The following is a 25,827-nucleotide window of genomic DNA, read 5'->3' as shown; positions in this document are numbered from 1 at the left end:
TTTAATAAAAAAACCGATTCAGACGAACCGGTTTTTTTTATTTAGATTGCTGTTCACTATTTTTGATTTTATTGCGAACTTTTTGAAGAGTAAAAGAAAATTCGGATCCAACACCGAAGGTGCTATCAACGTAAATTTTCTCGTTGTGGGCTTCTATAATATGTTTCACAATTGATAATCCTAGACCTGAGCCACCTTCTGTCCTCGCACCACTTTTATCGACTCTGTAAAAACGTTCAAAAAGCCTTGGAATATTTTTTTTTATAATTCCTTCACCGTTATCGGTTATTCTTATTATAACTTTATCTTTAGTTAATTCCTCGATACTTACTTCTGTTGAACCTTGTAATTCTCCGTATTTAATAGAATTTACCACTAGATTCATAACTACTTGCTGAATTTTCTCTTGATCACCAACTACTATAATAGGTTGATTGTATTTCATATCAAACATTAAGAGTATATCTTTTTTTGAAGCTTTCATTTCGAGTAAATCGAAAACATTTTGAACAAGTTTGACAATATCAAATTCAGCGATTTCTAAATTTAATTCTCCTATTTCAAGTTTGGATATCATATCTAAATCCTGCACAATATAGATTAGTCTCTCTACTCCTTTTTCAGCTCGTTCTAAGTACTTTTTGCGAATTGCTTTATCATTCATTGCCCCATCAAGCAAGGTTGACAAGTATCCTTGAACCGTAAAAAGAGGTGTCTTTAATTCATGAGAAACATTGCCAAGAAATTCTCTTCTATACTCTTCACGAATTTTTAGCGTTTCAATTTCCAGTTTTTTATCAGTGGCGAATTTTTTGACTTCCCTAGTCAAGGTCGCCATATCTGTAGTAATGGGCTGACTTCTAAAAGTGCTTGATTCTAATAGAGCAACATCATCATATATTTTTTTTACCTTTTTATAAATAAAACGTTCTACTCGATATTGTATAACCACAAAGGAAAAAAAGGCAATAAAAAAAGCAAAGATCAAACAAAACTGCAGTGAAAAAGAAAAAAATAAAAAAGTTAAAATAATAATTAATCCAGTAGAAAAAAATGTAATGTAGAGGGATGACATTACAGCAAATCGATATGTTTTTTTAAAATTCACAGTCATTTATACTTCAAACTTATAACCAACACCTTTTATTGTTTTAAATAATTCTTCGCCTATTTTTTCACGGAGTTTTCTAATATGGACATCAATGGTTCTGCCACCTACAACGACTTCATTTCCCCACACTTTATCTAAAATTTCATCTCTTTTAAAAACTTTACCCGGTTTTGAAGCTAAAAGATAAAACAACTCAAATTCTTTTCTAGGCAGTACAATTTCAATATTATCTTTTACAATTTTATACTCTTCACGATTAATTTCGATACCACCTACGTTTAGGGTTTCGCTATTTTGTTCTTTTTCATTTAACCGGCGCAACAAGGCTTTTACTTTGCTAACTAATAATTTAGGTTTAATTGGTTTTGTAATATAATCATCAGCTCCAGCCTCAAATCCTGCAACTTGCGAATAATCTTCATTTCTCGCGGTCAAAAAAGTGATAATCACATTACTCAGTTCGGGGATTTTTCTAATATTCTCGCAAGCCTCCATTCCGTCCATTTCAGGCATCATGACATCCATGATAATCAAATCTGGAATTATTTTTTTTGCTACTGCAATTGCTTCCTTACCATTTGAAGCAGTAAATATTTGATAATCCTCTTGCGCAAGATTATAACCTACAATTTCTAAAATATCTGGCTCATCATCAACTAAGAGGATTTTGGTGTTTTTTTTCTTCATAAAGTGTCAAAAATTAATCTTTTCATGTAAATGTAATAATAAATGAGCTATTGAAAAGGACTTAACCGTAATTTAATATTGGGAATATTTTGGGAACCTAAACACAACATAAGCATAACAAGCCATTAACTCACGTTTTACATATCCGGCGTTACTTTGCATAAAATTTAAATAATGAAATTCAAGTTACTCTTTTTTGCTTTTTTAATAACGTCGTTTTCTTTTGCACAAAATAAAGGAACCGTTTCAGGTACTTTAACAGACAAAGAATCAAATAATCAATCGTTACCTTTTGCTAATGTTTTGATTAAAGGAACAACTTTGGGAACAAATACTGACATAGACGGTAAATATACCCTAAAAATACAACCAGGTAATTACGTTTTACAACTTAGTTTTGTAGGATATGAAGCCATTGAAGTTGCTATAACAATAATTGCTGATGAAGTTGTGATCGTTGATAGAGCGCTAGGGTCTGGTAGTTATAAATTAGAAGACGTAGTAATAAAAACGGTGCGTAAAAGAAATACTGAAACCGCCATCATGATGGAAATCAAAGAGGCTAAGCAAGTTGTTAGCGCCATTTCTGCTGAACAAATTTCAAAAGGTACAGATGGAAATGCAGCGGAAGCAGTACAACGTGTTCCGGGTATAACTATTGTAGATGGTAAATTTGTGATGATTCGTGGCTTAAGCGAGCGTTACAATAATGTACTATTAAATAACTCAATAGCTCCAAGCACTGAAATTGATAAACGTACTTTTGCTTTTGACTTAATATCAACGTCAGCTTTAGACAAAATGTTAATTTACAAGACAGGTTCAGCTGATAAACCAGGAGATTTTGCTGGGGGAATTATTGCAGTTACAACAGCTGAAAACACTTCAGAGTTTACTAAATTAGACGTTGGTTTTGGATTCCGTCCAGGAACTACTTTTGATACCTATCAACAAAGTGAAGGTTCAAACACTGACTTTTTAGGTTTTGATAATTCGTTTAGAACTTTACCTAACAATTTTAGCGCTGTTGGAGGAGTTGTGCCTGCATCAGTAGCGAATCGATTACCAAATAATTTTAGTCCTACAGGTTCAACTGCTATTTTTGATAATAGTATCGGTTTCAGCTTGGGAAGAAAAATTAAGCTAGGTTCAAATGCAAGCTTATTTGCTATTAATTCGTTATCCTATTCGAATTCTTATCAATATATCAATAGAGAATTTTCTAGATACACTACTTTAAATGCAGGTCAAACCGAGGCTCCACTATGGTTTCGATATAACGATGATATTTATCAAAACGAAATAAATGCTACGGTTTTATCCAACTGGATATTGAAAATTGGTGATCATTCCAAAATAAAATTTAAGAACCTTTTTAATCAAAAAGGTAGAAATGAAACAACCATTAGAAACGGAAATAACTTTTTACAAAGAGGCGACGACTTACTTAGAAACTATTATTTGATATACCAAAGTCGTAGTTTGTACACGGGTCAATTAGAAGGCGAACACAAATTAAATTCTAAAAGCGATCTTGACTGGGTTGTCGGGTTCAACAGTTTAACTGATAATGTTCCTGATTTTAGAAGATATAGAACCTTTAAACAATCAAATAACCCGAACGACCCTTACATTATGATTGATCCACCATCATCAAATCCATTTGATGCTGGAAGATATTATGGTGAACTTTCTGAATATTCCATCAATAATGGCGCTAACTATACTTACACAATAGAGCAATTTAAAAATGATGAGGAAGTAGGAAATATTGTTTTGAAAGCGGGTTATTATGCTAGTTATAGAACCAGAGACTTTAGCGCTAAATATTTTACTTATTTAATACCTGGATATGTTGCTTTCGATAGAGCAGAAGAGTTGAGAAGATTACCTTTAAATGAAGTATTTAATGCAACAAATGTTAATGATACTGATGGCTGGTCACTTCGTGAAGGAACTAGACCTGAAGATTCATACAAAGCTGACAATACTTATCTCGCTGGATATATTCAAGGAGAGATTCCTTTAAAACGATTTGATGTAACTGCAGGTATCCGTGTTGAAAACAACATTCAAACATTAGATTCAAGGGACGCAATTCGTGCTATTAATGTCAATAATCCCATCACATCAATTCTACCTTCTTTGAATGTGGGTTACAATGTAAGCGAAAAATCTTTAATGAGATTTGCATACAGCAGAACAGTAAACAGACCAGAGTTTAGAGAACTTGCACCATTCCTTTTTTATGATTACACTAACGATGTAAATATTCAAGGTAATCCCAATTTAAAAATCGCTAATATTAACAATCTTGATATGCGATATGAATTTTATCCTAGCAAAAGCGAAACAATAAGTTTTGGTGCTTTCTATAAACAATTTGATACCCCTATAGAATTAACAACAGTTATTGTGGGAGAGAATCCGCAATTTGTTTATAATAACGCTACTTCGGCAAATAATTACGGAGTTGAGTTGGAATTAAAAAAGTCTTTTAAAGGATTGACAAATAGTACATTTGTTGACCGTTTTTCGATCAACATAAATGGCTCTTACATCATTTCAGAAGTAGATTTAGGTACTGCAGCAGTTGCACAACAACGAACAAGAGCTTTACAAGGACAATCCCCATATATCATTAATGGAGCTTTAGGTTATCAAGATGAAAATGACTTCTCGATAAATCTAGTTTACAATCGCTTTGGTGACAGAATTTTTTCAGTAAGCGATGATAATTTCCCTTCAATCTACGAACTATCAAGAAACAACCTTGATATGACATTTTCTAAAAAAATTAAAAAAGCAACTTTTAAAGTTGGAGTACAGAACTTGCTAAACGATAAATATAGATTCTTTGAAGACTCCGATCGAAATGAAAAAATAGAGAAAAACAAAGATAATGCAACCTCTGTTTTTAAAAGAGGTACATTATTAACATTAAACATAACTTACAATCTTTAACATTATAATAAATAAACACAACTCAATTAATTAAATTTTTTAAACATGAAAAAAAGTCTTTTAAATTTCGCAACCGTTCTTTTAACGATGCTTTCAATTTCATCTTGCTCAAATGATGATGATGTTGTTACTCCGCCAGTAGTTGTTATTCCGCCAGTTTCAGGGCCAGTTGAATTAACAGGTACGTTATCGACTAGAACATTAAGTAGTACTACAAAATACCTTTTAAAAGGTCAAGTTTTTGTAAATGATGGACAAACTTTAACTATTGAAGCCGGTACAATTATATTTGGTGACAAAGCAACTAAAGGCACATTAATCATTGCACCAGGAGGAAAAATTATAGCTAATGGAACTGCTACACAGCCTATCGTATTTACTTCGGCTTTACCAGCAAATACAAGAGACAGAGGTGACTGGGGTGGATTAGTTATTTTAGGAAAAGCTAATGTAAACCAAGCTAGTCCTGCTATTGAGGGAATAACGCCGTCAGTTACCTATGGTGGAACTGTTGACGCAGATAATTCGGGTAGTTTGAAATTCGTAAGAGTTGAATTTGCGGGTATCGAATTAACTCCAAATAATGAAACCAACTCAATTACTTTAGGAGGTGTAGGAAGTGGAACTGTTTTAGAAAACACTCAAGTATCTTTTGGTGGTGATGATGGTTTTGAATGGTTTGGTGGATCTGTAAACGGAAAAAATCTTATTTCTTTCGCTTCTTGGGATGATAGTTTTGACGTTGATTTTGGATTTTCGGGAAAAGTTCAATTTGGTGTAGAAGTTCGTTATCCAAGTTTTGCTGATCAATCAGGTTCAAACTCTTTTGAATGTGACAATGGTCCTAATGATAATGTTACTACTTTATTGACAACAGGTGTTTTCTCTAATTTCACACTAATTGGGCCTAAATTAACAGCTTCTCAATCGATAAATGCTAATTACCAGCATTCTCTTGATTTAAGAAGAAGAACTGCTGTAACTATTGCAAATTCAGTTTTTGTGGGTTACCCAAGAGGAATTAGATTTAATCAACAATCAGTTGTTGATAATTATTCTGGAACAGCTAATGGATTTTTACTAAATAACGTGATGCACACAAATAGTAACAGTTCATCAAACCCAGTTTATGCAGTTGGATCTGGAATGACAGCAACTGCAGCAAATATTGCAACACTTTGGACTGCAACTAACGTTATGAGTAACGAACCTGATAATGCTGTTGGATATACTGCTTTAGGTTTGAACACAAATATCTTTTTTGGAGTTAAATCTAATACAGGATACGAAGCAAACCCTACGTTTGCGGTAACAAGTGGTTTATTAGCATCTGGAGCATCATTTACAAATGCAAAATTATCAGGATTGACTATTACACCTTATGTTGGTGCATTTGGAGCAACGGACTGGACAGATGGCTGGGCTGAATTTAACCCAATTGCAAAAGCATACTAATTAAAAATAATGTATTTTTGAAGAGCTTAATCACGACGATTAAGCTCTTTTTTAATTTATTTCAAAATGAAAAATATAGTTTTAATACTTTTACTTTTTACTTTATTTTCTTGTAAAAATGATGTCATAAATAGTAATCCTGATCAATTTTTAACTCCGAAAGAACAATCTGAATTTAAGTATTCGATAGTAAGATATGTTGACGATTTGGCAAGAAATGCAAACCAATACAATAAATTTGATACTGTTTATAATTCAGAATATCTGAAACGAGCATCAAAAATGGACCTACTATTTTATTATAATGATTCCATAAACAAAACTGTATTTTTTGCAGTCACCAAAATTGCTCCTAGTTTAAAATTAAAAAAAGTTGCAACTGTTGGTCAAATTAAATATACTGCAAATGGCGATATTGTATTTTATGAAGAAGGTTTCAGAACTTGGAAAATGGAACCAACTGAATTAAAGGAAAAAACTCAAATGCTATTTACGAAATACATAAAAAGAGAGGATTTAACTAAATTTTACACAGTTAATTCCAATCCTGAATTTTATATTGAATTTCCAGACGAAGTGACTGCTTTTGACACAATAAATAGAGGTTGGAAAACCATTAGTAAATAAGATAACTGAGAATTTTTAAATATTAATCAGTTATCATATTTCACAATTTTTAAGAAAAAACATCCTAACTACTTAGGATGTTTTTTTTTGGTCTAGTTTTTGAATTATTTAATGTATCTTTACTACTCAAATTGATCTGATGGCAAAAAACTACTTTTATACTACAATTTTTTTGGTTTTTTTATTTACAATAGGAGCAAATGCTCAGGATACTAAAACACAACCAAGAGTACTGGAAAGTGCTTCAATAGAAGGATTGAATTTGTATCCCAATCCTATCAGTAATGGAAAAGTATATATTTCTACAAAAAATGATCTTGATAAAGAAATTATCATCTTTGATGTTTTAGGTAAAAAAGTGCTTCAAACAGTTTTAAATTCGCGAGAATTAAATGTTTCTAATTTAACCTCTGGCGTCTACATTATTAAAATTTATGAGAAAGAAGCGTCTGCCACTCGTAAATTAATTATCAAATAAATCCCTTATATTTTTTCGTGTTGATTTCGTAATGGTTAGGCAACATTTGAATAACAGTTTGTTTTTACTTTCGTAAAAACAAATAATGACAAAGAAAAGAATACTTCCCCTTGTAGTTTTAAGCGATATCCACTTAGGTACTTACGGCTGTCACGCTACAGAACTCACCTCTTACTTAAAATCGATTCAACCAGAAATGCTAGTTTTAAATGGTGATGTCATTGATATCTGGAATTTTAGTAAAAGTTATTTTCCAGCTTCCCACATAAATGTGCTAAGACAAATTCTAAAAATGTCAAACCAAGGTACCAAAGTCATTTATATTACTGGAAATCACGATGAAGCTTTGCGCAAATATTCTGATACTATTTTAGGTAATATTGAACTTGTAGATAAACTCGTCTTGGAATTAAACGACAAAAAAATATGGATTTTTCATGGAGATGTTTTTGACCGCTCAACAAAGGGTTATGCAAAGATAATTGCTAAATTGGGAGGAAAAGGATATGATCTACTCATCTTAGTTAACTGTTTTTTAAATTGGATCTTAGTTTTATTTGGGAAAGAAAAAAGAAGTTTTTCAAAAAAAATTAAAGATAGTGTAAAAAAAGCAGTAGCTTTTATTTCAAACTTTGAAACAACCGCAGCAGAAATTGCAATAGAAAAAAAATACGATTACGTTGTATGCGGACATATTCATAAACCTCAAATGAGAGAGGTTTCGAACGAAAACGGCAAAGTAATCTATTTAAATAGTGGTGATTGGGTTGAGAATCTAACCGCTTTAGAATACAACAAAAAAAAATGGACTATCTACAAATATGATAAAACAAATTTTAACGAACAACCTATTAATCAGTCTGTTGACGAGGAAATGATTAATGATATTGTAAATAAAATTTTATCTTAAAATAATATGAAAATTTTTTACGCAATACAAGCCACTGGAAATGGCCACATTAGTCGAGCGATGCAACTGTATCCCTATTTAAAAAAATTTGGTGAAGTTGATTTTTTTCTTAGCGGAAGTAACGCAAGTTTAAACTTAGATGTACCAGTGAAATATACCAGCAAAGGCTGCAGTTTATTTTACAGTGCATGCGGTGGACTAGATTACTGGAAAATAACTAAGAATATCAACTTATATAACATCATCAAAGAAGCACAATCATTACCTATTAGACAGTATGATTTTGTTATAAATGATTTTGACTCGATAACATCATTGGCTTGCAAGCTTCAAAAAGTACATTCGGTTCAGTTTGGACATCAAGCAAGCTTTGTATCAAAATTAACTCCAAGACCTGCAAAAAAAAGTTTAATGGGGGAAATTGTACTTCAACATTTTTCCTCGGCACCAAAGAATATAGGCTTACATTTTGAAAATTATGATTCGTTTATTAGGCCTCCCATCATCAAAGAGGAAATACAACTAGCTGATCCAGTTGATAAGAAATATATCACTGTTTACTTACCTTCATTTGATAGATTTTGTTTAGAAAAAGCTTTCAATGACCTTCCAGATATAGAATTTCACTGGTTTTTGAATGATATTACTACCAAAACCACAATACGAAATGTTACTTATTATCCAGTTAATCAAACGTATTTTAATGAAAGTTTAATTTCATGTCACGGGATTATAACTGGTGGAGGCTTTGAAACACCAGCAGAAGCACTCTATTTAAAAAAGAAAATACTTAGTATTCCAATTCAAAATCATTACGAGCAAGAGTGTAATGCCGCAGCCTTGAAAAAAATGGGTGTGCCTGTAGTTTATGAAGTGGGAAATCATTTTGACAAAATAATTGTCAATTGGTTGAATTCTGAAACTATAAATCCAGAAATAAAGGCTAATTGTATTCCTGAAACGCTACAATACTTATTTGATACCTACAACGACTAATTATTACAAAACTGCCAGAGCAAGAATGTTTAACATCACTACTGATCTGTTTATTTTTAATAATTTGATTACTTTTGCAAAAAAGAATCCTTGATCACATCGTCAGATATATTTACTATTTCAACTCAAAAACAATTTGAAAAAATTGCGTTAAAAGTATTCCGTTTTCAGCATGAAAATAATTTGGTATATCGAGAATTCTGTGATTTTTTAAAAACTGATCCTCACAAGGTAAAAACTCTACAGCAGATTCCTTTTTTACCAATCCAGTTTTTTAAAAGTCATGATGTTGTTTCCAATGACAATAAAATTCAAGAAATTTTTACCAGCAGCGGCACAACAGGCACAATTACTAGTAAACATTTAGTCACCGACGTTTCCTTATATGAACAAAGTTACCGTCAAGGATTTTCCCAATTTTACGGCAACATCGAAGATTATGTAGTTTTAGCATTACTTCCATCTTATTTAGAAAGAGAAGGCTCATCGCTTATTTACATGGTAAAGGATTTGATTAAAATGTCTAATCATGATGAAAGTGGATTTTATCTACACGATTATGATGCCCTGATTTCTAAACTTACAACATTAAATCAAGTTGGTAAGAACGTACTTTTGATTGGAGTTACTTATGCGCTACTTGATTTAATTGAATATTCAAAATCAGTTTCATTCACCCTTCGCGGGTTAGAGAGCTCGACCATAATCATGGAAACTGGCGGCATGAAAGGAAAGCGCAAGGAAATGATTCGGGAAGAGTTGCACAAGCAACTTTGCGAAGGATTTGGAGTTTCGGCTATTCATTCTGAATATGGGATGACGGAATTGCTCTCGCAGGCCTATTCTCTGGGCGAGGGCGTTTTTGAATGCCCGTCATGGATTCAAATTCTTGTTCGCGATACCGAAGATGCTTTGACTTATATCCCTAACGGAAAAACAGGCGGGATTAATGTTATTGATTTAGCTAACATTAATTCATGTTCTTTTATTGCCACGCAGGATTTAGGCAAAAAATATCCCAACAACTCTTTCGAGGTATTGGGACGTTTTGATAATTCTGATATTCGCGGTTGCAATTTGATGGTGATCTAAACCTTATTCATAAAAGTTTTCCGATCTCCTATCTCAATAACATCAATTAAAAGGATATCATCAATAATTTCATAAATCACTCTCTAATCTCCGACACGTATTCTATATCCTTTTCGGCCCTTTAGCTTTTTATAACCTTTTGGTCGAGGGTTTCTTGAGAGACTTCCAATTGCAAATAATATTGGATCTGCTGTAACATCAGACAATTTATCTAATTTCTTTTGAGCCTTTTTTGAAAAGTCTATTTTATACATCTAACTTTTTCACTTTCCGCGTTTTCATATAATCTTCAAAAGAGATACGATAACCATCATCTTCTCGTTTAGCTTCATCATAAAGACGCACATCTTCAAGATCTTCCAATTCTTCAATTAGTTTATTATACTTTTTTATAGATAAAACAACAGCTGTTCTATTTCCTCTTTCGTCAGTCAAAAATTGAGTTTCCATAAATACTAAGTTTTAGAAAGTAAAGTTATAAAATTAAGACACTCTAATTACAAAATAATTTTTCTTCCCACTTTGCAATAATACAAATTGATTATTAATTAAATCTTTTGACGAAAGCGCAAAATCCTCTTTTACTTTTTCTCGGTTTACCGAAATCGAATTGGCTGTCAATGCTCGTCTTGCTTCACCATTTGATTTGAAAAATCCTGTTTTTTCGTTTAAAACAGCGACGATATCAATACCCGCTTCTAACTCTGCTTTAGCTATTTCAGCCTGCGGAACACCTTCAAAAACATCTAAAAAAGTGGCCTCATCTAGTTGCTTCAAATCATCGGAAGTTGAATTTCCAAACAATATATTTGATGCCTTTATTGCATTTTCTAAATCAGACGCTGAATGAACCATTACCGTTATTTCTTCAGCTAAACGTTTTTGTAATATTCGCAAATGCGGAGTTTCTCTATGGTTTTCTGTCAGCACTTCAATTTCATCTTTCGTCAAAAAAGTAAAAATCTTTATGTATTTCTCAGCATCAATATCTGACGTATTCAACCAATATTGGTAAAATTTATAAGGAGAAGTTCTTGCTGCATCTAACCATATATTTCCTCCTTCAGATTTACCAAATTTTGTTCCATCGGCTTTTGTAATCAATGGACAAGTCAGTGCGTAAGCTTTTCCGCTGGCAATTCTGCGAACTAATTCAGTTCCTGTGGTGATATTTCCCCATTGATCACTTCCTCCCATTTGAAGTGTACAACTTTTATTTCTATATAAATGTAAAAAATCATATCCTTGAACAAGTTGGTAAGTAAACTCAGTAAATGACATTCCTTCAGCGGCTTCAGAAGATAAACGCTTTTTTACAGAATCCTTAGACATCATGTAATTCACCGTAATATGCTTTCCAATATCTCTAATAAAATCCAGAAAAGAAAAATCCTTCATCCAGTCGTAATTGTTTACCAATTCGGCAGCATTTGCACCATTAGAAGTAAAGTCTAAAAACCGCGATAATTGGCTTTTTATTGCTTCTTGATTGTGACGTAAAGTGGTTTCGTCTAATAAGTTTCGTTCATTAGATTTTCCTGATGGATCACCTATCATTCCTGTCGCACCTCCAATTAATGCAAGAGGCTTATGTCCTGACAATTGAAAATGTTTTAACAACATCACACCTACTAAATGGCCTATGTGTAATGAATCGGCAGTTGGATCAATTCCCACATAGGCCACTCGCATTTTTTCCATCAAATGTTCCTCTGTGCCGGGCATAACATCGTGAAGCATTCCTCTCCACGTCACTTCTTCAATAAAATTTCTCATCACTTTTAATCAATTTGCGCAAAGATAGTAATTCAAGTTCAATGACAATATCAATTTCGACCGCAATGGTAAATTCAAAATTATCCGCAATAAACTGTAAAATCAATTTCAAGAATAAAATAGTCCTTTAAAGTTGGATATGATTTTATTACTTTTACCAAATGATTTTAGTAACAGGAGGAACCGGATTAGTTGGTGCGCATTTATTGCTACATTTACTTGAAAATGGAGAGCAAGTTCGCGCAATTTACCGAAAACCTGAAAGGATCGAAAAAACTAAATCATTATTTGAGCTTTATAAAAAAGTAGAATTATTTGATCGAATCAATTGGCAACAAGCTGACATTATAGATGTTCCTGCGCTCGCGGAAGTATTTAAAGGAATTGACTATGTTTACCATTGTGCAGCTGTAATTTCCTTAGATCCAAAAGATGAAAATTTACTGAGAAAAACTAATATTGAAGGCACGGCCAACATTGTTAATTTTTGTATCGCTAATAATGTCAAAAAACTCTGTTTTGTTAGTTCTATAGCAACGCTCGGTGATCTATTACCTAATGAAAAATTCGTGACAGAACAAACAGAATGGAATCCGGAAAACTACCACAGTGATTATGCTATTTCTAAATACGGCGCCGAAATAGAGATTTGGCGTGGTCAACAAGAAGGATTAAATACGCTAATTGTCAATCCAGGAGTGATTATTGGCCCTGGTTTTAGAGAGCAAGGAAGCGGCCTACTTTTTCAAAAAGTTGCAGATGGTTTGTCCTATTATACGATGGGAACCAGCGGATTTGTTTCCGTTATTGACGTAGTAAAAATCACTACAGATTTAATGAACAGCGAATTTTCTAATAATCGATTTACACTAGTTGCTCAAAACATGACTTTCAAGGAAGTATTGTGCAGTATTGCGACTGTTTTGAAAGTAAAAAAACCAACTCGGGAAGCAAGTCAATTATTGATGGAAATACTTTGGCGAGTTGATGCCTTTTTAGCAATTTGTTTTGGGAAAAAAAGACAATTTACAAAAGCTACCGCGAGAGCATCGCATTCAAAAAGCTTATATTCTAATCAAAAGATTAAAGATGCCTTAAACTATAACTTTACGGATATACATCAATACATAAAAGAAATTTCAGTTTTAGAAAGCTAAATTTTTATTGTAGCGCTTCTTTTTCTAACGAAACTTTCTTTACTGCATCTTTTTCAAAAACCTTCTTCCCTGCTTTTTTTAATGAATCTTTTGCCGTTATCAATTCTTTTCCCTTTTTTTTATCGCCTTTACTTTGTTTCTTGATTTCTGCTTTTATTAAGGAATCAGCACTTGTTTTTTCTGCATTAATTCGACCCACAACTTGGCTGAACATTTCTTTATATTGTTCCCCATTGGACGAATAATAAATATTACTTTGTGCAAATTGAAGGCTGTCCACTTTGTATTTTTTATATACAAAATCTCTTGCATTTATTTTAAAACTGTCAATAGACGTTGGATTCTGATATTTTATAGCTTGTAAAACTGATAAATCATAAATGATTTTAACCATAACATCTTTTTCAATCAAGCGAGCAGGTTTTTTTTCTTCTTTGCAACTTATAATCAAAGTGAATACAGCAATAAAAATTAAATATTTATTCATAAATAAAACTGTTACCTATTAAATAATAATCTTTTTCCAGCACGAATATCCTTTACTACAAAAGGAGTGTACACTAACTGACCGTTCACGAAGGTATGTGTAATTCTAGATTTAAAAGTATAACCTTCAAACGGAGACCAACCACACTTAGCCAAAATATTTTCTTTCTTAACACTCCAAGGCAATCCTGAATTTACAATAACTAAATCAGCATAATAGCCTTCCTTTATAAAACCGCGCTTTTCTATTTTAAAAATTTTAGCAGGATTGTGACACATCTTTTCCACAATTTTTTCTACACTTATTTTTCCTTGATGAAAAGCCTCAAACATTGCTACAACTGCGTGTTGTACTAATGGACCTCCAGACGGAGCTTTTAAATAGGACTGTTTTTTTTCTTCTAATGTATGTGGCGCATGATCTGTTGCAATGACATCTATTCTGCCATCTAACAATGCTGCCCACAATGCTTTGCGGTCATCAGAAGATTTAATTGCTGGATTCCATTTAATTAAATTACCTTTTGTTTTATAATCTTCATCAGAAAACCATAAATGGTGAATACATACCTCAGCGGTAATAAGTTTATCTTCGAGCGGAATTTTATTGGTGAAAAATTCAAGCTCCTTTGCTGTCGATAAATGAAATACGTGTAATCTTGCTCCTGTTTTTTTGGCAAGTTTTACAATTCGTTCAGTAGATTTATAACAAGCCTCAACTGATCTTATTTCAGGATGGCACTCCACTGGAATATCATCACCATATTCCAATTTAAATTTTTCAAGGTTCGATTTTACAGTGTCTTCGTCTTCGCTGTGCACCGCAATTAGCAGTTTGGTAGATGAAAATATTTTTTCTAATGAATCTGAACTATCCACCAGCATGTCACCTGTAGATGAACCTAGAAATAATTTTAAGCCAGCAACGTTTCTTGGATTAGTTTTCAGAATTTCTTCCAAATTTTCATTAGTTCCACCCATCATAAATGAGTAATTCGCGTATGAATTCTGGGCAGCGAGCTCGTATTTTTGTTCTAATATTTCTTGGGTGATAGCATTGGGAACAGTGTTTGGCTGCTCAATATAAGAAGTAATTCCACCCGCAACTGCCGCTTTAGATTCTGACTCAATATCGCCTTTATGCGTCAATCCTGGCTCTCTAAAGTGCACTTGGTCATCAATTGCTCCCGGAATCAAAAAGTTACCCTCTGCATCAATAATTTTACAATCATTCGATTTAGCACTAATTGTCTCTGAAATTTCGACAATTAAGTCATTTTCAATCAACACATCGCCTTCAAAAATCACTCCTTCATTTACAATTTTGGCATTCTTAATTAAGATCCTATTCATCGCTTCACCTTATAATGTGTTAACTAATTTTTTTAATCTAAGTGCAATAACCCCAAAAACAGCTTCAATTATAATAGAGTTGCTCATTTTTGATTGCCCTTTTGTTCTATCAGTAAAAATAATTGGAACCTCTATGATTTCGAATTTTTTACAAAATGTCCTATATTTCATTTCAATTTGAAAAGCATAACCAACAAACCTTATTTTCTCTAAGTTAATGTCCTCTAAAACTTTTCTTTTGTAGCAAACAAATCCAGCCGTTGCATCGTGAATTTTCATTCCAGTAATCATTCTAACATAAACAGAGGCAAAATAAGACAATAAAACACGACTTAATGGCCAATTTACGACATTTACACCTGTTACATATCTAGAACCTATGGCTAAATCAGCATCACCTAGATGACATGCGTTATACAATTTCTCTAAATCATTTGGATTATGAGAGAAATCGGCATCCATTTCAAAAATAAAATCATATTTTTTCGATAAAGCCCATTTAAATCCATGAACATAAGCAGTACCCAAACCAGATTTTTTTTCTCTTTTTTCTAAAAATAAGCGGCCTCCAAACTCAGACTGAAGTAATATCACTTTCTCGCTGGTATGATCAGGCGAATTGTCGTCAATTATTAAAACATGAAAAAGCTTGTGTTGAGAAAGTACAGATCTTACGATACTTTCGATATTTTCAATTTCGTTATAGGTAGGAATTATAACAATACAGTCATTCATATTTACGGTAATTTCAGCGCAAAAATAAACTTTTTAAGCGATTAGAATCTTAATAAAATTATAATAAAAAGAATGATATAAAAATTTGTAATTTTGCAATGTTATGATCGATACAATACTACAACCTAGATTACTAGAGAGCAAAGATTGGGCAACAGCACTTTTCGTATTCTCGTTTGCCATCATTGCTATAGCTAAATCAGTTTTTGAAAATCGATTTAGTGATTTCGCTAACCTCGTTTACTCTAACAAATATATTAAAGTTTATAAAGATAACACGAATTTAAAAAGCCCATTTACAATTTCTTTATTTATTGTGCAATTAATTTCATTTGCTTTTTTTATCCAAGTAACATTAAGCTATTTTGGCTTGGGCTCCAAAACTGACTGGTTGCTTTATATCCAAATATTAACGTTTTTAACGTTTTTTATCTTGTCCAAATATTTGATAGAAAAAATAATTGCAACTGCTTTTAATATTGAGGATTTTACAGAGCAATTTAATCTCCAAAAGGTTACTTACAGAACTTACATCGGATTATTCATTCTACCTTTTAATATAATTTTGTTTTATTACGACTCATTTTCAAGAAATATACCACTAATAATTATAGGTATAGTGTTGATAGCTAATTTGTTAACTTATTTTATTTCAATAAAAAATTATCAAAAAATAATATTAGGTAAGTTGTTTTACTTTATTTTATATCTTTGCACTCTTGAAATAGCACCCTATTATTTTATGTATTATTGGTTTATAAAGGGAAATGCTTAGAAAAAGTGAAAATATGAAAGTGAAAACAATTTTGGTATCACAACCTGAACCTAAGGTCGAAAATTCACCTTACTTTGAACTTCAACAAAAGCATAAAGTAAAAATTGATTTCAGACCTTTTATTCATGTAGAAGGAGTAAGTGCAAAAGAGATTCGGCTTCAAAAAGTGGATCTTAACAATTATTCCGCTATTATTTTAACAAGTAAAAATTCTGTTGATCACTTTTTTAGAGTTGCTGATGAAATGCGCTTTAAAGTACCGGAAGGACTTAAATATTTTTGTCAATCAGAAGCAATTGCTTTTTACTTGCAAAAATATGTAGTTTACAGAAAACGTAAAATTTATGTTGGACCAAAGGATTTTGCTGATTTATCTCCGTTAATAAAAAAGTATAAGGACGAGAAATTCTTACTCCCTGCGTCTGATCAATTAAATGCTGATGCGCAAATAACTTTAAATGCGTTAAAAGTAGATTGGACCCCGGCGATTTTTTACAAAACTGTAATGAGTGATTTATCAGATCTAGCTGATGTCTATTATGATGTTTTGGCCTTTTTTAGTCCTACAGGAATAAAATCATTGTTTATGAATTTTCCAAGTTTTGAACAAAACAACACTCGAATTGCAGTTTTTGGTAGTACTACACAAAAAGAAGCATTGGATCACGGATTAAGAGTTGATATTCTAGCTCCAACACCTGCAACGCCCTCTATGACTATGGCATTGGAAAAATATATTATTGAAGCAAATAAAGGAAAATAAAAATACTTTGAGATAAAATTATTAAAGCCATTCAAATTTGAATGGCTTTTTTTATAATTCTATTCCTGTTTTTCTAAATTTTAATCTCTTTTTACCTATTTTTGATTTGCAAATGAAACTAAAATCCAACTTTTAGTTTAAGATAATAAGATATGAAAATCAACTCACTGCAAGTAGAAATTGACGGTATTGATAAAGAAATCCTGCGCGATTTAATGAACGATGCTCGAAAGCCTATTCTTCAAATCGCCAATAAAATAGGAATTTCTGGAGCGGCGATTCATCAGCGATTACGAAAACTAGAACAATCAGGAGTAATTTCGGGTTCTAAGTTTACTGTCAATACTAAAATATTGGGTTACAACACAATGGCCTTTGTTGGTATTTACCTAGATAAAGCAGCCCGAAATCCAGAAGCGGTAAGAGATTTAAAGAAAATCCCCGAAGTTTTAGAATGCCATTACACTACAGGAAATTGGTCGATTTTGATCAAAATTATTTGTAGGGACAACGAGCATTTAATGCATTTACTAAATACTAAAATCCAAGCAATAGAAGGTGTTTCACGAACAGAAACCTTTATTTCATTAGATCAGCAAATCGATCGGCAGATTCAGCTTTAAAGGCAAAGTATATAAATTAGAAAATGAGATAATTTAAAAAGAGCCGACTCATTATATAAATGAGACGGCTCTTATTTTTTCAAACACTATTCTAATTTTGTAATTAGTTAATTTTCTAATTAATCTCTTCTACCACCCATATAAATAGAAACATAGTACAACAATGTTGCAATTGAGCCTAAAGCAGCCACGACATAAGTTCTAGCAGCCCATTTTAATGAATCCTTAGCACCTGCTTGTTCTTGTTGCGTTAACATTCTTTTATTTTCTAACCAAGCTAATGCTCGATTACTTGCGTCATATTCTACAGGCAATGTAACAATTGAAAATAATGTAGTTGCTGCAAAAATTATAATCCCCACCAATAACAATTGTGGAAAAGTATTCAACAATAAGATTCCACCAAGTAAAATCCATTGCATATAGCTTGAAGCCACATTTACAATTGGCACCAACTTAGACCGCATAGTCAGCCATTGATATCCTACAGCATGTTGCACCGCATGACCACATTCGTGAGCCGCAACCGCAGCAGCAGCAGCATTTCTTTGATTATAAACTGCTTCACTTAAATTAATTGTTTTATCCATTGGATTGTAATGATCCGTCAATCTTCCTGGTGTAGAAATCACTCTTACATCACGAATACCATTGTCAGCCAGCATTTTTTCGGCTATTTCAGCACCTGACATTCCGTTTTGTAATTGTAACTTAGAATAATGTTCAAATTTACTTTTTAGTCTTGAACTAACTAGCCAGCTGAACAACATGATTGCCCCAGCTAGAATTAAATATCCCATTCCCATACTTCTTTCTTTTGTTTTTTGAATTAAAAGTTAACAAACAAATTACGAACCAAATTTTGACAATGACAAATTGACATTAGTTAAATATTTCAAAAATAAAAAAATCCAAAGTCCAGCGATTGGAATTTGGATTCTTGAATTGTAAAAATATGTTACAAATCTTCTTTCAACTGATTATTTACAATTTCAAATTTAGCAATCAAATCATTGACTTTATCCTGCTCTTTTTTGATAGCTTTTGGTCTTAAATAAAACCAATTAAAACCAACCCAGCTTAGTGTCAAACCGTAAGCGATAATCGCCCAAAGGATTGTCATTCGGGATGTGTATTCATACATGTACAAACTCAACCCTGACCCAAGCAAAATAAAATACATACTTAGTACAAGAGATTGTAAAAATTGTTGTTTTGTTTTAATGGCAACTAATTTTTTTATGTATTCGCTATTACTTTGATTACTATCGATACTCTTATAAAATAAAGCCAATTTATTGTAAACCAGAAGATAAACAAGCATCGCTAAAATCGTCATAATAATCCCGATTTTAGTTGAAATAAACGCCGGTTGATACGTGTACCAAATAAAAACAATAAATATACTTGTTGCAATAAGCAGAATATTTACAACGATTATTTTTCTTAGACTTGCTTTTTTAAAATGCTTCAGTTTTGAAAGCAAATCTTCAATATTTGACGGACTTATAGTTTGTTGTTTCCATAGATCCTTAAAGTCTATCTTGTTATTATTTTCCATTTTCTTTGAATTTTTGCGTCAGCTTTTCTTTTATTCTATGAATTTTCACACGGATATTGGCTTCTGAAAGTCCTACGATTTTAGCAATTTCAGCTTGTCTTACTTCCTCTAATTCTAATGAAATTATAATACGATCCGCTTCGGGTAATTCAGCAATGCACTTGTATAATAACTCGATTTGAGGCTCTAAGGAATAATGCTTTTCTTCGGTGATATGTAATGGCAATTCTGATTTTGGAAATCGTTTCTCTTTCTCAATCTGCCTTAAGCAATTATTAGAAGCAATTCTAAAAATCCACGTTCCAATGTTCGATTCGTTTCTAAAAGTCTCTAATTTTTGCCAGACAATAATAAAAGTTTCTTGTGCCAAATCTTGAGCAATATCATAATCGTTTACAAAACCCATACAAAGTCTAAATATCTTGTCCCAATATGTTTTATAAATATTTTCAAACTCCATTGTTACGATTTTATAAAACTGTTAAGCTGCGCTACATACCACTCTTTATCATCATACATTATAAAATGCAAACCTTTAGTAGCGTATTGAAAATTAGCTGTTTTAAGATTTTTGTATTGGTCATCTATGGCAGATTTTAAATTTACAAAATAAGATTCTAGCAAAATCAATGAAGGACATGTTACAGCCGAAATTTTTTCTCTTAAATCGGTATTTGAGAAATCACAAAATACTTCTGCGAATGTTTTTCGATCCGATTTTACGCTCCAATCAACGACCATATCTAACTTTGTAGCATCTTGCAAAAGGCTAGGCATTGTTGCTTTTTGCATTTCATAAAACTGATAATTAGACATAGCCATCATTTGATTTACCAGTACTGAGCAATCGTTATTTTCAACCGATTTAAACTTTGGATTTCTCATAGCGGACAAACATGGAACCGCATCTACAACAATAATTTTGGCAACTAAATCTGGATAATCGGAAGCTATGGCCAATGCAAGTCCGCCACCCATACTATGACCAATGATAATTGGCTTTTCAATACTATTGGCTTTTATGTAATTCACAATTTCTATTTCCCAACTTCTAAAAGTAGCATTTATTTGTGGTTCAACTCCTGTAAAACCTGCCATTGTCAAAGTGTAACAGGTAAATTCTTTTTCAAAATTAGCCTTTGTTTCATTCCATACATCTCCTGAACTAGCAAACCCTGGAATAAACACAATGGACTGTTTCCCTTTTCCTGATTTTACGACTTCAAATGGATATGATTTTAGTTGTCCAAATACATTTAAACTTACCGCCGATACTAATAATGTGATAATTAAAAAGATATGTTTTTTCATTTTTTGATAGTTTTAAAATTGTTAATTAAGCGGATCCGAACTTTGGATACGTAAACTATTAAAATGTTACAAATTATAGTATATTTTTTTTTAATTATTTCTTCAACAAACAATAAACCTACACAAACATGGGTCTAAAGCTAAAAACTAAAGATTAAAAAAAAGCCCAAATCTCAACAATTGTTGATATTTGGACTTTATATAGAATTATTGGAATTTCAATTTACAACTACCCATTTACACTTAATCTAACCCACTAAATTGATAATCTTTCCTGGAACGATAATCACTTTATTTGGAGTTTTACCGTCTAATTGATTGATAGTTCTTTCGTCATTCATTACTATTTCTTCAATTTGTTCCTTGGTTAAGTCCAATGGCAATTTGATAGTAAAGCGCATTTTTCCGTTAAATGAAACAGGATATTCTTTTTCACTTTCTACTAAATGAGCCGGTTCGAAAACTGGAAAAGCAACCGTTGAGATTGAACCTTTATTTCCTAACAACGACCATAATTCCTCCGCGATATGCGGTGCATAAGGCGAAATCACAATTGCTAATGGTTCAAGAATAGCTCGGGAATGACAATTTTGCGTCGATAATTCATTCACACAAATCATAAACTGCGATACCGAAGTATTGAAAGAGAAATTCTCAATATCTTCCGCTACTTTTTTAATAGTTTTGTGTAACGATTTTAAAGCCTCCCTTGACCCCTCCGAAGGAAGGGAGTCAGAAACATAAAAAGAATCATCTGGCCCACTATGATACAAACGCCATAATTTTTTTAAGAAACCAAAAACCCCAGAAATTCCGGCAGTATTCCATGGTTTTGCTTGTTCCAATGGTCCTAAAAACATTTCATACAAACGCAACGTATCTGCTCCATATTCATTGCAAATATCATCCGGCGTCACTACATTGTATTTCGATTTTGACATTTTTTCTACTTCGCGACCGACGATGTATTTATCCTCTCCCCGACCCTCTCCAAAGGAGAGGGAGCCTGAACCGTAAACATCTCCATTTTCTAGAATAAATTGAGCATCTTTATAATCTTCTCTCCAATTTTTGAAAGCTTCAATATCTAACTCATCAGATGAATTTACCATTGAAACATCAGCGTGAATTGGATGAAAATCTAACGTATAACTAACATTTAAATCTTTATATTTACTTTTGAAAAAAGAAGCCTTAATTCCTATATCATCTCTGAGTTCTTTGGGTAAGAAAGAATCATTGTGTTCTTTCTTATACTTCTCTATTAAATTTTTAGATACAAAAATTTCTTTGTAAACTACTCCCTCAGTACCTGACACTGCCAATGAATTAGGTTTGTTCCAATGAAACAAAACCTCCAATCGATAAACAAACGCACTAGTCCCCAAAATCATTCCCTGATTAATCAGTTTTTTGAATGGTTCTTCGGTTGGCGCAAAGCCTTTATCTTTTAGGAATTTGTTCCAAAAACGAGAATACAACAAGTGACCCGTTGCATGTTCGCTTCCGCCAATATATAAATCTACACTTTCCCAGTATTTTAATGCCTCTTGACTGGCAAATTCGTTTTCGTTGTGGGCATCCATGTAACGCATCCAGTAAAACGAACTTCCCGCCCAGCCTGGCATGGTGTTTAATTCCAGAGGAAAAATAGTTGGGTTCTCGACTGCACTCGAACTGACAAGAGCCGTATCAACTACTTTATTATTCACGCTATCCCAAGCCCAAACCGCTGCATTTCCTAAAGGCGGTAAACCATCTTCTGTAGGTAAATATTTTTCTACTTCCGGCAAAATAATGGGTAAATATTTTGCATCAATCATTTGTGGTAAACCATTCACATAATACACTGGAAACGGTTCTCCCCAGTATCTTTGACGAGAAAAAACTGCATCACGCAAACGGTAATTGATTTTTCCTTTTCCTTGGTTGATTTCTTCTAACGCTGCAATTACTTTTTGAGTTCCCTCTTTGTAACCCAATCCGTTTAAAAAATCAGAATTGCATAATGTAAAACCACCTTTTTCAGTAAAAGCTAAATCCACCCCGCCCTGCGGGCACCCCTCCGCGGGAGGGGAATTCAAAGCAAATATGTTCTTGATATCCGGCATTCCTCCCGAAGTTTCGGGATTGTCTTTAAAGAAATTCGCAAAAGCGAAATCTCTCTCATCTCCGCAAGGAACGGCCATTACGGCTCCTGTTCCATAACCTGCTAAAACATAGTCCCCAATCCAAACTGGAATTGGCTCCTTAGTAAATGGATGCTCAGCATAGGCTCCGGTAAAAACACCTGAAATCGTTTTTACATCCGCCATACGTTCTCTCTCGGAACGTTTTGATGTTTTTTCTATATACGCATTGACTGCCGCTAATTGTTCAACCGTTGTGATTTCTTGAACCAAAGGGTGTTCTGGCGCTAAAGTCATAAATGTAACGCCGAAAATGGTATCGGGACGAGTTGTGAAAATCCTCACCCCGACCCTCTCCAAAGGAGAGGGAGTCGAAACTGGATTCGCTTTATGGTGCAGTACTATATTGCTTAACTCTAGTTTTATTTTTGAAATGACTTTATTAACTTCAGAATTCACTTCTTCATTTGTAAATCGAATTACTTTGTAAAGATGTTTTTGTTCTAATTCAAAAGTCCTTGCCTCATCTAGCTCAATTTGTTCTTTTGTACTATGGTATCCTCCATCAACTTCGATAATTAACTTTTTTTCAAGACAAACAAAATCAACAATATATTTTCCAACCAAATGTTGTCTTCGGAATTTATCATTTAATTTTCTATTTCTTATCTGATCCCACAGCATTGCTTCTTCCACTGTTGGCTCTTTTCTCATTCCTTTGGCGTGGTCTAAAAGTATTGCTGCGGTTTGTGGATCACCAGTCATATATCCAGCATCGGCTCCCTCTCCTTTGGAGAGGGTAGGGGTGAGGATTTTGAATTCCACCATCGCTCCAACTGATTTCCCAATCCAATTCCGTTGACTTTCTTTAATACTTTCACTCCAATCAATATCGTTCAATCCTTGCAACAATCGCTCGGCGTAAGCTGAAATTCGCATACTCCATTGCGTCATTTTCTTTCGAACAACAGTAAAACCACCACGTTCAGAAACACCGTTTATAATTTCGTCATTAGCCAAAACCGTTCCCAATCCTGGACACCAGTTGACTTCCGTTTCCGCTAAATATGTCAATCGGTATTGTAAAAGGATTTTTTCTTGCTGTACTTTTGCGAAAGCGTTCCATTCGCTTGAGGAAAAACCTTTAATATTGTCGTCACAAACCGCGTTTACATTTGCATTTCCTTCTTTTTCAAAAATTGCAGTTAAAGCCGAAATGTCTTCTGCTTTATCATTGCTTTTATTGTACCAAGAATTGAATAATTGGATGAAGATCCACTGAGTATGTTTATAGTAATCCGGATTTGAAGTACGTACTTCCCTACTCCAATCAAATGAAAACCCAATTTTGTCAAGTTGTTTTCTATATCCAGCGATTTTATTTCCCTCCTTATCAACACCACCATCAATGTTTACCGAAGTTGTATCCTCTGGACGCTGACCCGTTTGAATAGCATATTGTTCAGCAGGCAATCCAAAACTGTCATAACCCATAGGATGCAACACATTAAAACCCTGATGTCTTTTATAGCGAGAATAAACATCTGATGCAATGTATCCTAGCGGATGTCCTACGTGTAAACCAGCTCCAGAGGGATAAGGGAACATGTCGAGTACATAATACTTTGGCTTTTGTGAGTTATTTTCGGCTTTAAAAGTTTCATTTTCTAACCAATATTTTTGCCATTTGGCTTCAATTTCGTTCGGATTGTATTTCATTCTCTTTTTTATTGTTTTTTAACGGAGTCAGGCTATCGCGCACTAAAGCCATTTAGCTACTACTTTTAACCCATTCAGGGATTTGAACCCCGAATGGGTTGCAAAATTTCTGGTCGCAAAATTACGTTTATTGTACGAAAGTTAAAACTTTGGACGTTATTAACTTCAAATAAAGAAATTCTTTATTATTTTTACCCCATAATTTAAGTAAACTATGAGTTCTTCCTTTGACAATTTTCAAAAACGTCGCCTTATTTCTTCCTATTTTTCAGTAGTGCTGAGCATATTCTTAGTCTTATTTCTATTGGGATTTCTTGGTCTCTTTATTATAAATTCTAATAAATTAGCTAACGATTTTAGAGAGAATATTGCCATGACGGTTTTTTTCAAAAATGAAGCTAATGATAGCATTTTAAAAGGTTTTGGAAATGAATTAAAAGCAAGCTATTTCGTGAAATCTTATGATTTTGTAGCCAAAGATGCAGCCGCTAAACAACACACAGACATCATAGGCGAGGATTTTATGACCTTTCTTGGAGAAAATCCATTGCAAAATTCTTATGACATACACTTAAAAGCTAATTACGTTGTAAAAGATAGCATTGCAAAAATTGAAACCGCATTACGCAAGAACACAATGGTCTCCGATATTGTATATGACAAGCAATTAGTGAATTTAGTAAATGATAATATTAAAAAAGTGAGTAGTTGGATTTTGATAATCAGCAGTTTCTTGGCCATTATTGCTGTATTATTAATCAATAGTTCATTGCGCTTATCGATACACTCAAACCGTTTTATTATAAAAACAATGCAAATGGTTGGTGCTACAAAGTCGTTTATTAGAAAACCATTTTTAATGCGAAGCGTCAAACTGGGGATGGCGGGTGCTATTCTAGCTGTTTTTGCGTTAATTGGCGTATTAATTTATGTTGAAAATAGTTTTCCAAACTTGGGGATTTTAGAAGACAAAGCGCTGATTGGAATTGTACTTGCAGGAGTTTTAGTAATTGGAATATTAATCACTTGGCTAAGCACTTATTTAGCGACGCAGCGTTTCTTGAATTTAAGAACGGACGATTTATATTAATTTTAGATTGTAGATTAACGATTTTTAGA

The 25,827-nt window shown here is 33.0% G+C and carries 25 protein-coding genes; 12 read left to right on the top strand and 13 right to left on the bottom strand.

What is annotated here, in order from left to right; all coding sequences use genetic code 11:
* Positions 1 to 37: 37 nt before the first annotated feature.
* Positions 38 to 1,114 (bottom strand): sensor histidine kinase, encoded by a 1,077-nt coding sequence (locus BUB42_RS12425; RefSeq protein ID WP_073020830.1) that lies wholly within the window; start codon positions 1,112 to 1,114, stop codon positions 38 to 40.
* Entirely contained in the window at positions 1,115 to 1,798 is a 684-nt protein-coding gene (locus BUB42_RS12420; RefSeq protein WP_073020828.1) for a response regulator transcription factor, read from the bottom strand. It lies immediately after the preceding gene.
* Positions 1,799 to 1,972: 174 nt separating this feature from the next.
* Between BUB42_RS12420 and BUB42_RS12415 the strand changes: the two genes are divergently transcribed.
* The 7 genes from BUB42_RS12415 to BUB42_RS12385 all read left to right on the top strand — a co-directional run bounded on the left by BUB42_RS12415 (position 1,973) and on the right by BUB42_RS12385 (position 10,320).
* Entirely contained in the window at positions 1,973 to 4,762 is a 2,790-nt protein-coding gene (locus BUB42_RS12415) for a TonB-dependent receptor (protein ID WP_073020826.1), read from the top strand.
* Between the two features lie 45 nt (positions 4,763 to 4,807).
* On the top strand, positions 4,808 to 6,217 hold the full coding sequence (locus BUB42_RS12410) for a hypothetical protein (protein ID WP_073020824.1): 1,410 nt from the start codon (positions 4,808 to 4,810) through the stop codon (positions 6,215 to 6,217).
* Between the two features lie 66 nt (positions 6,218 to 6,283).
* Positions 6,284 to 6,844 carry a hypothetical protein gene (locus BUB42_RS12405; protein WP_073020822.1) on the top strand — a complete coding sequence of 187 codons (561 nt, stop codon included), beginning with the start codon at positions 6,284 to 6,286 and terminating at the stop codon, positions 6,842 to 6,844.
* Between the two features lie 139 nt (positions 6,845 to 6,983).
* The gene (locus BUB42_RS12400) at positions 6,984 to 7,322 is read left to right on the top strand and encodes a T9SS type A sorting domain-containing protein (protein WP_073020821.1); all 339 of its coding nucleotides are present in this window, start codon (positions 6,984 to 6,986) and stop codon (positions 7,320 to 7,322) included.
* Positions 7,323 to 7,407: 85 nt separating this feature from the next.
* A complete protein-coding gene (locus tag BUB42_RS12395; protein ID WP_073020819.1) occupies positions 7,408 to 8,232 on the top strand; it encodes a UDP-2,3-diacylglucosamine diphosphatase in 825 nt (274 codons plus the stop codon).
* Between the two features lie 6 nt (positions 8,233 to 8,238).
* Positions 8,239 to 9,228 (top strand): glycosyltransferase family protein, encoded by a 990-nt coding sequence (locus BUB42_RS12390; protein ID WP_073020817.1) that lies wholly within the window; start codon positions 8,239 to 8,241, stop codon positions 9,226 to 9,228.
* A 90-nt stretch (positions 9,229 to 9,318) separates the two neighbouring features.
* A complete protein-coding gene (locus BUB42_RS12385) occupies positions 9,319 to 10,320 on the top strand; it encodes a LuxE/PaaK family acyltransferase (protein WP_073020815.1) in 1,002 nt (333 codons plus the stop codon).
* Positions 10,321 to 10,403: 83 nt separating this feature from the next.
* Here BUB42_RS12385 and BUB42_RS12380 read toward each other — a convergent pair whose 3' ends face one another.
* Genes BUB42_RS12380 through tyrS form a run of 3 tightly spaced genes read right to left on the bottom strand, consistent with a single transcriptional unit; the run spans position 10,404 to position 12,096 of the window.
* The gene (locus BUB42_RS12380; RefSeq protein WP_244533931.1) at positions 10,404 to 10,574 is read right to left on the bottom strand and encodes a type II toxin-antitoxin system RelE family toxin; all 171 of its coding nucleotides are present in this window, start codon (positions 10,572 to 10,574) and stop codon (positions 10,404 to 10,406) included.
* Positions 10,567 to 10,770 carry a hypothetical protein gene (locus BUB42_RS12375; protein WP_073020813.1) on the bottom strand — a complete coding sequence of 68 codons (204 nt, stop codon included), beginning with the start codon at positions 10,768 to 10,770 and terminating at the stop codon, positions 10,567 to 10,569. Before BUB42_RS12375 ends, BUB42_RS12380 begins: the two co-directional genes overlap by 8 nt.
* Before the next feature lie 33 nt (positions 10,771 to 10,803).
* Complete coding sequence (gene tyrS, locus BUB42_RS12370; RefSeq protein WP_073020811.1) at positions 10,804 to 12,096, bottom strand: tyrosine--tRNA ligase; 1,293 nt, start codon at positions 12,094 to 12,096, stop codon at positions 10,804 to 10,806.
* A 161-nt stretch (positions 12,097 to 12,257) separates the two neighbouring features.
* Between tyrS and BUB42_RS12365 the strand changes: the two genes are divergently transcribed.
* The gene (locus BUB42_RS12365; protein WP_073020809.1) at positions 12,258 to 13,253 is read left to right on the top strand and encodes an NAD-dependent epimerase/dehydratase family protein; all 996 of its coding nucleotides are present in this window, start codon (positions 12,258 to 12,260) and stop codon (positions 13,251 to 13,253) included.
* Positions 13,254 to 13,257: 4 nt separating this feature from the next.
* Here the strand turns inward: BUB42_RS12365 and BUB42_RS12360 are convergent, their stop codons facing one another.
* From BUB42_RS12360 to BUB42_RS12350, 3 genes are read right to left on the bottom strand one after another with little or no spacing between them, the layout of a single operon-like run.
* On the bottom strand, positions 13,258 to 13,740 hold the full coding sequence (locus tag BUB42_RS12360; RefSeq protein WP_073020797.1) for a DUF4296 domain-containing protein: 483 nt from the start codon (positions 13,738 to 13,740) through the stop codon (positions 13,258 to 13,260).
* Positions 13,741 to 13,751: 11 nt separating this feature from the next.
* Positions 13,752 to 15,092, bottom strand: coding sequence for a dihydroorotase (locus tag BUB42_RS12355; RefSeq protein ID WP_073020796.1), 1,341 nt, complete (start codon positions 15,090 to 15,092; stop codon positions 13,752 to 13,754).
* Positions 15,093 to 15,101: 9 nt separating this feature from the next.
* Positions 15,102 to 15,827, bottom strand: a complete 726-nt coding sequence (locus BUB42_RS12350; protein WP_073020794.1) for a polyprenol monophosphomannose synthase — start codon at positions 15,825 to 15,827, stop codon at positions 15,102 to 15,104.
* 103 nt (positions 15,828 to 15,930) lie between these two features.
* Between BUB42_RS12350 and BUB42_RS12345 the strand changes: the two genes are divergently transcribed.
* The 3 genes from BUB42_RS12345 to BUB42_RS12335 all read left to right on the top strand — a co-directional run bounded on the left by BUB42_RS12345 (position 15,931) and on the right by BUB42_RS12335 (position 17,988).
* Entirely contained in the window at positions 15,931 to 16,602 is a 672-nt protein-coding gene (locus BUB42_RS12345) for a DUF4271 domain-containing protein (protein ID WP_073020792.1), read from the top strand.
* Between the two features lie 13 nt (positions 16,603 to 16,615).
* Positions 16,616 to 17,365 carry a uroporphyrinogen-III synthase gene (locus BUB42_RS12340; protein WP_073021042.1) on the top strand — a complete coding sequence of 250 codons (750 nt, stop codon included), beginning with the start codon at positions 16,616 to 16,618 and terminating at the stop codon, positions 17,363 to 17,365.
* A gap of 152 nt (positions 17,366 to 17,517) precedes the next feature.
* Positions 17,518 to 17,988, top strand: coding sequence for an Lrp/AsnC ligand binding domain-containing protein (locus tag BUB42_RS12335; RefSeq protein WP_073020790.1), 471 nt, complete (start codon positions 17,518 to 17,520; stop codon positions 17,986 to 17,988).
* A gap of 119 nt (positions 17,989 to 18,107) precedes the next feature.
* On the opposite strand, the gene BUB42_RS12330 is transcribed toward BUB42_RS12335, so the two are convergent.
* The 5 genes from BUB42_RS12330 to BUB42_RS12310 form a co-directional block, all read right to left on the bottom strand.
* A complete protein-coding gene (locus BUB42_RS12330; protein ID WP_170857232.1) occupies positions 18,108 to 18,794 on the bottom strand; it encodes a zinc metallopeptidase in 687 nt (228 codons plus the stop codon).
* A gap of 152 nt (positions 18,795 to 18,946) precedes the next feature.
* The gene (locus BUB42_RS12325; RefSeq protein WP_073020788.1) at positions 18,947 to 19,549 is read right to left on the bottom strand and encodes a hypothetical protein; all 603 of its coding nucleotides are present in this window, start codon (positions 19,547 to 19,549) and stop codon (positions 18,947 to 18,949) included.
* Positions 19,539 to 20,009: an RNA polymerase sigma factor gene (locus tag BUB42_RS12320; RefSeq protein WP_073020786.1), complete on the bottom strand. Its 471-nt coding sequence runs from the start codon at positions 20,007 to 20,009 to the stop codon at positions 19,539 to 19,541. Before BUB42_RS12320 ends, BUB42_RS12325 begins: the two co-directional genes overlap by 11 nt.
* Positions 20,010 to 20,011: 2 nt before the next feature.
* Positions 20,012 to 20,860, bottom strand: coding sequence for an alpha/beta fold hydrolase (locus tag BUB42_RS12315; RefSeq protein ID WP_073020784.1), 849 nt, complete (start codon positions 20,858 to 20,860; stop codon positions 20,012 to 20,014).
* Positions 20,861 to 21,108: 248 nt separating this feature from the next.
* Positions 21,109 to 24,708: a class I tRNA ligase family protein gene (locus BUB42_RS12310; RefSeq protein ID WP_073020783.1), complete on the bottom strand. Its 3,600-nt coding sequence runs from the start codon at positions 24,706 to 24,708 to the stop codon at positions 21,109 to 21,111.
* 214 nt (positions 24,709 to 24,922) lie between these two features.
* Between BUB42_RS12310 and BUB42_RS12305 the strand changes: the two genes are divergently transcribed.
* Positions 24,923 to 25,798, top strand: coding sequence for a cell division protein FtsX (locus BUB42_RS12305; protein WP_073020781.1), 876 nt, complete (start codon positions 24,923 to 24,925; stop codon positions 25,796 to 25,798).
* Positions 25,799 to 25,827: the final 29 nt, after the last annotated feature.

It is taken from the genome of Flavobacterium micromati (assembly GCF_900129585.1).
In the GTDB taxonomy this organism is placed as follows: Bacteria; Bacteroidota; Bacteroidia; order Flavobacteriales; family Flavobacteriaceae; genus Flavobacterium; species Flavobacterium micromati.
This window is presented reverse-complemented; position numbering and strand designations above follow the sequence as displayed.

What these genes read in the sequence shown, in the direction of transcription:
- BUB42_RS12425 (WP_073020830.1), bottom strand. Translation starts at nt 1,114, where the DNA reads ATGACTGTGAATTTTAAAAAAACATATCGATTTGCTGTAATGTCATCC.
- BUB42_RS12390 (WP_073020817.1), top strand. Translation starts at nt 8,239, where the DNA reads ATGAAAATTTTTTACGCAATACAAGCCACTGGAAATGGCCACATTAGT.
- BUB42_RS12340 (WP_073021042.1), top strand. Translation starts at nt 16,616, where the DNA reads ATGAAAGTGAAAACAATTTTGGTATCACAACCTGAACCTAAGGTCGAA.
- BUB42_RS12350 (WP_073020794.1), bottom strand. Translation starts at nt 15,827, where the DNA reads ATGAATGACTGTATTGTTATAATTCCTACCTATAACGAAATTGAAAAT.
- BUB42_RS12305 (WP_073020781.1), top strand. Translation starts at nt 24,923, where the DNA reads ATGAGTTCTTCCTTTGACAATTTTCAAAAACGTCGCCTTATTTCTTCC.
- BUB42_RS12395 (WP_073020819.1), top strand. Translation starts at nt 7,408, where the DNA reads ATGACAAAGAAAAGAATACTTCCCCTTGTAGTTTTAAGCGATATCCAC.
- BUB42_RS12360 (WP_073020797.1), bottom strand. Translation starts at nt 13,740, where the DNA reads ATGAATAAATATTTAATTTTTATTGCTGTATTCACTTTGATTATAAGT.
- BUB42_RS12400 (WP_073020821.1), top strand. Translation starts at nt 6,984, where the DNA reads ATGGCAAAAAACTACTTTTATACTACAATTTTTTTGGTTTTTTTATTT.
- BUB42_RS12325 (WP_073020788.1), bottom strand. Translation starts at nt 19,549, where the DNA reads ATGGAAAATAATAACAAGATAGACTTTAAGGATCTATGGAAACAACAA.
- BUB42_RS12365 (WP_073020809.1), top strand. Translation starts at nt 12,258, where the DNA reads ATGATTTTAGTAACAGGAGGAACCGGATTAGTTGGTGCGCATTTATTG.
- BUB42_RS12375 (WP_073020813.1), bottom strand. Translation starts at nt 10,770, where the DNA reads ATGGAAACTCAATTTTTGACTGACGAAAGAGGAAATAGAACAGCTGTT.
- tyrS (WP_073020811.1), bottom strand. Translation starts at nt 12,096, where the DNA reads ATGAGAAATTTTATTGAAGAAGTGACGTGGAGAGGAATGCTTCACGAT.
- BUB42_RS12355 (WP_073020796.1), bottom strand. Translation starts at nt 15,092, where the DNA reads ATGAATAGGATCTTAATTAAGAATGCCAAAATTGTAAATGAAGGAGTG.
- BUB42_RS12420 (WP_073020828.1), bottom strand. Translation starts at nt 1,798, where the DNA reads ATGAAGAAAAAAAACACCAAAATCCTCTTAGTTGATGATGAGCCAGAT.
- BUB42_RS12380 (WP_244533931.1), bottom strand. Translation starts at nt 10,574, where the DNA reads ATGTATAAAATAGACTTTTCAAAAAAGGCTCAAAAGAAATTAGATAAA.
- BUB42_RS12335 (WP_073020790.1), top strand. Translation starts at nt 17,518, where the DNA reads ATGAAAATCAACTCACTGCAAGTAGAAATTGACGGTATTGATAAAGAA.
- BUB42_RS12310 (WP_073020783.1), bottom strand. Translation starts at nt 24,708, where the DNA reads ATGAAATACAATCCGAACGAAATTGAAGCCAAATGGCAAAAATATTGG.
- BUB42_RS12415 (WP_073020826.1), top strand. Translation starts at nt 1,973, where the DNA reads ATGAAATTCAAGTTACTCTTTTTTGCTTTTTTAATAACGTCGTTTTCT.
- BUB42_RS12320 (WP_073020786.1), bottom strand. Translation starts at nt 20,009, where the DNA reads ATGGAGTTTGAAAATATTTATAAAACATATTGGGACAAGATATTTAGA.
- BUB42_RS12405 (WP_073020822.1), top strand. Translation starts at nt 6,284, where the DNA reads ATGAAAAATATAGTTTTAATACTTTTACTTTTTACTTTATTTTCTTGT.
- BUB42_RS12330 (WP_170857232.1), bottom strand. Translation starts at nt 18,794, where the DNA reads ATGGGAATGGGATATTTAATTCTAGCTGGGGCAATCATGTTGTTCAGC.
- BUB42_RS12410 (WP_073020824.1), top strand. Translation starts at nt 4,808, where the DNA reads ATGAAAAAAAGTCTTTTAAATTTCGCAACCGTTCTTTTAACGATGCTT.
- BUB42_RS12345 (WP_073020792.1), top strand. Translation starts at nt 15,931, where the DNA reads ATGATCGATACAATACTACAACCTAGATTACTAGAGAGCAAAGATTGG.
- BUB42_RS12315 (WP_073020784.1), bottom strand. Translation starts at nt 20,860, where the DNA reads ATGAAAAAACATATCTTTTTAATTATCACATTATTAGTATCGGCGGTA.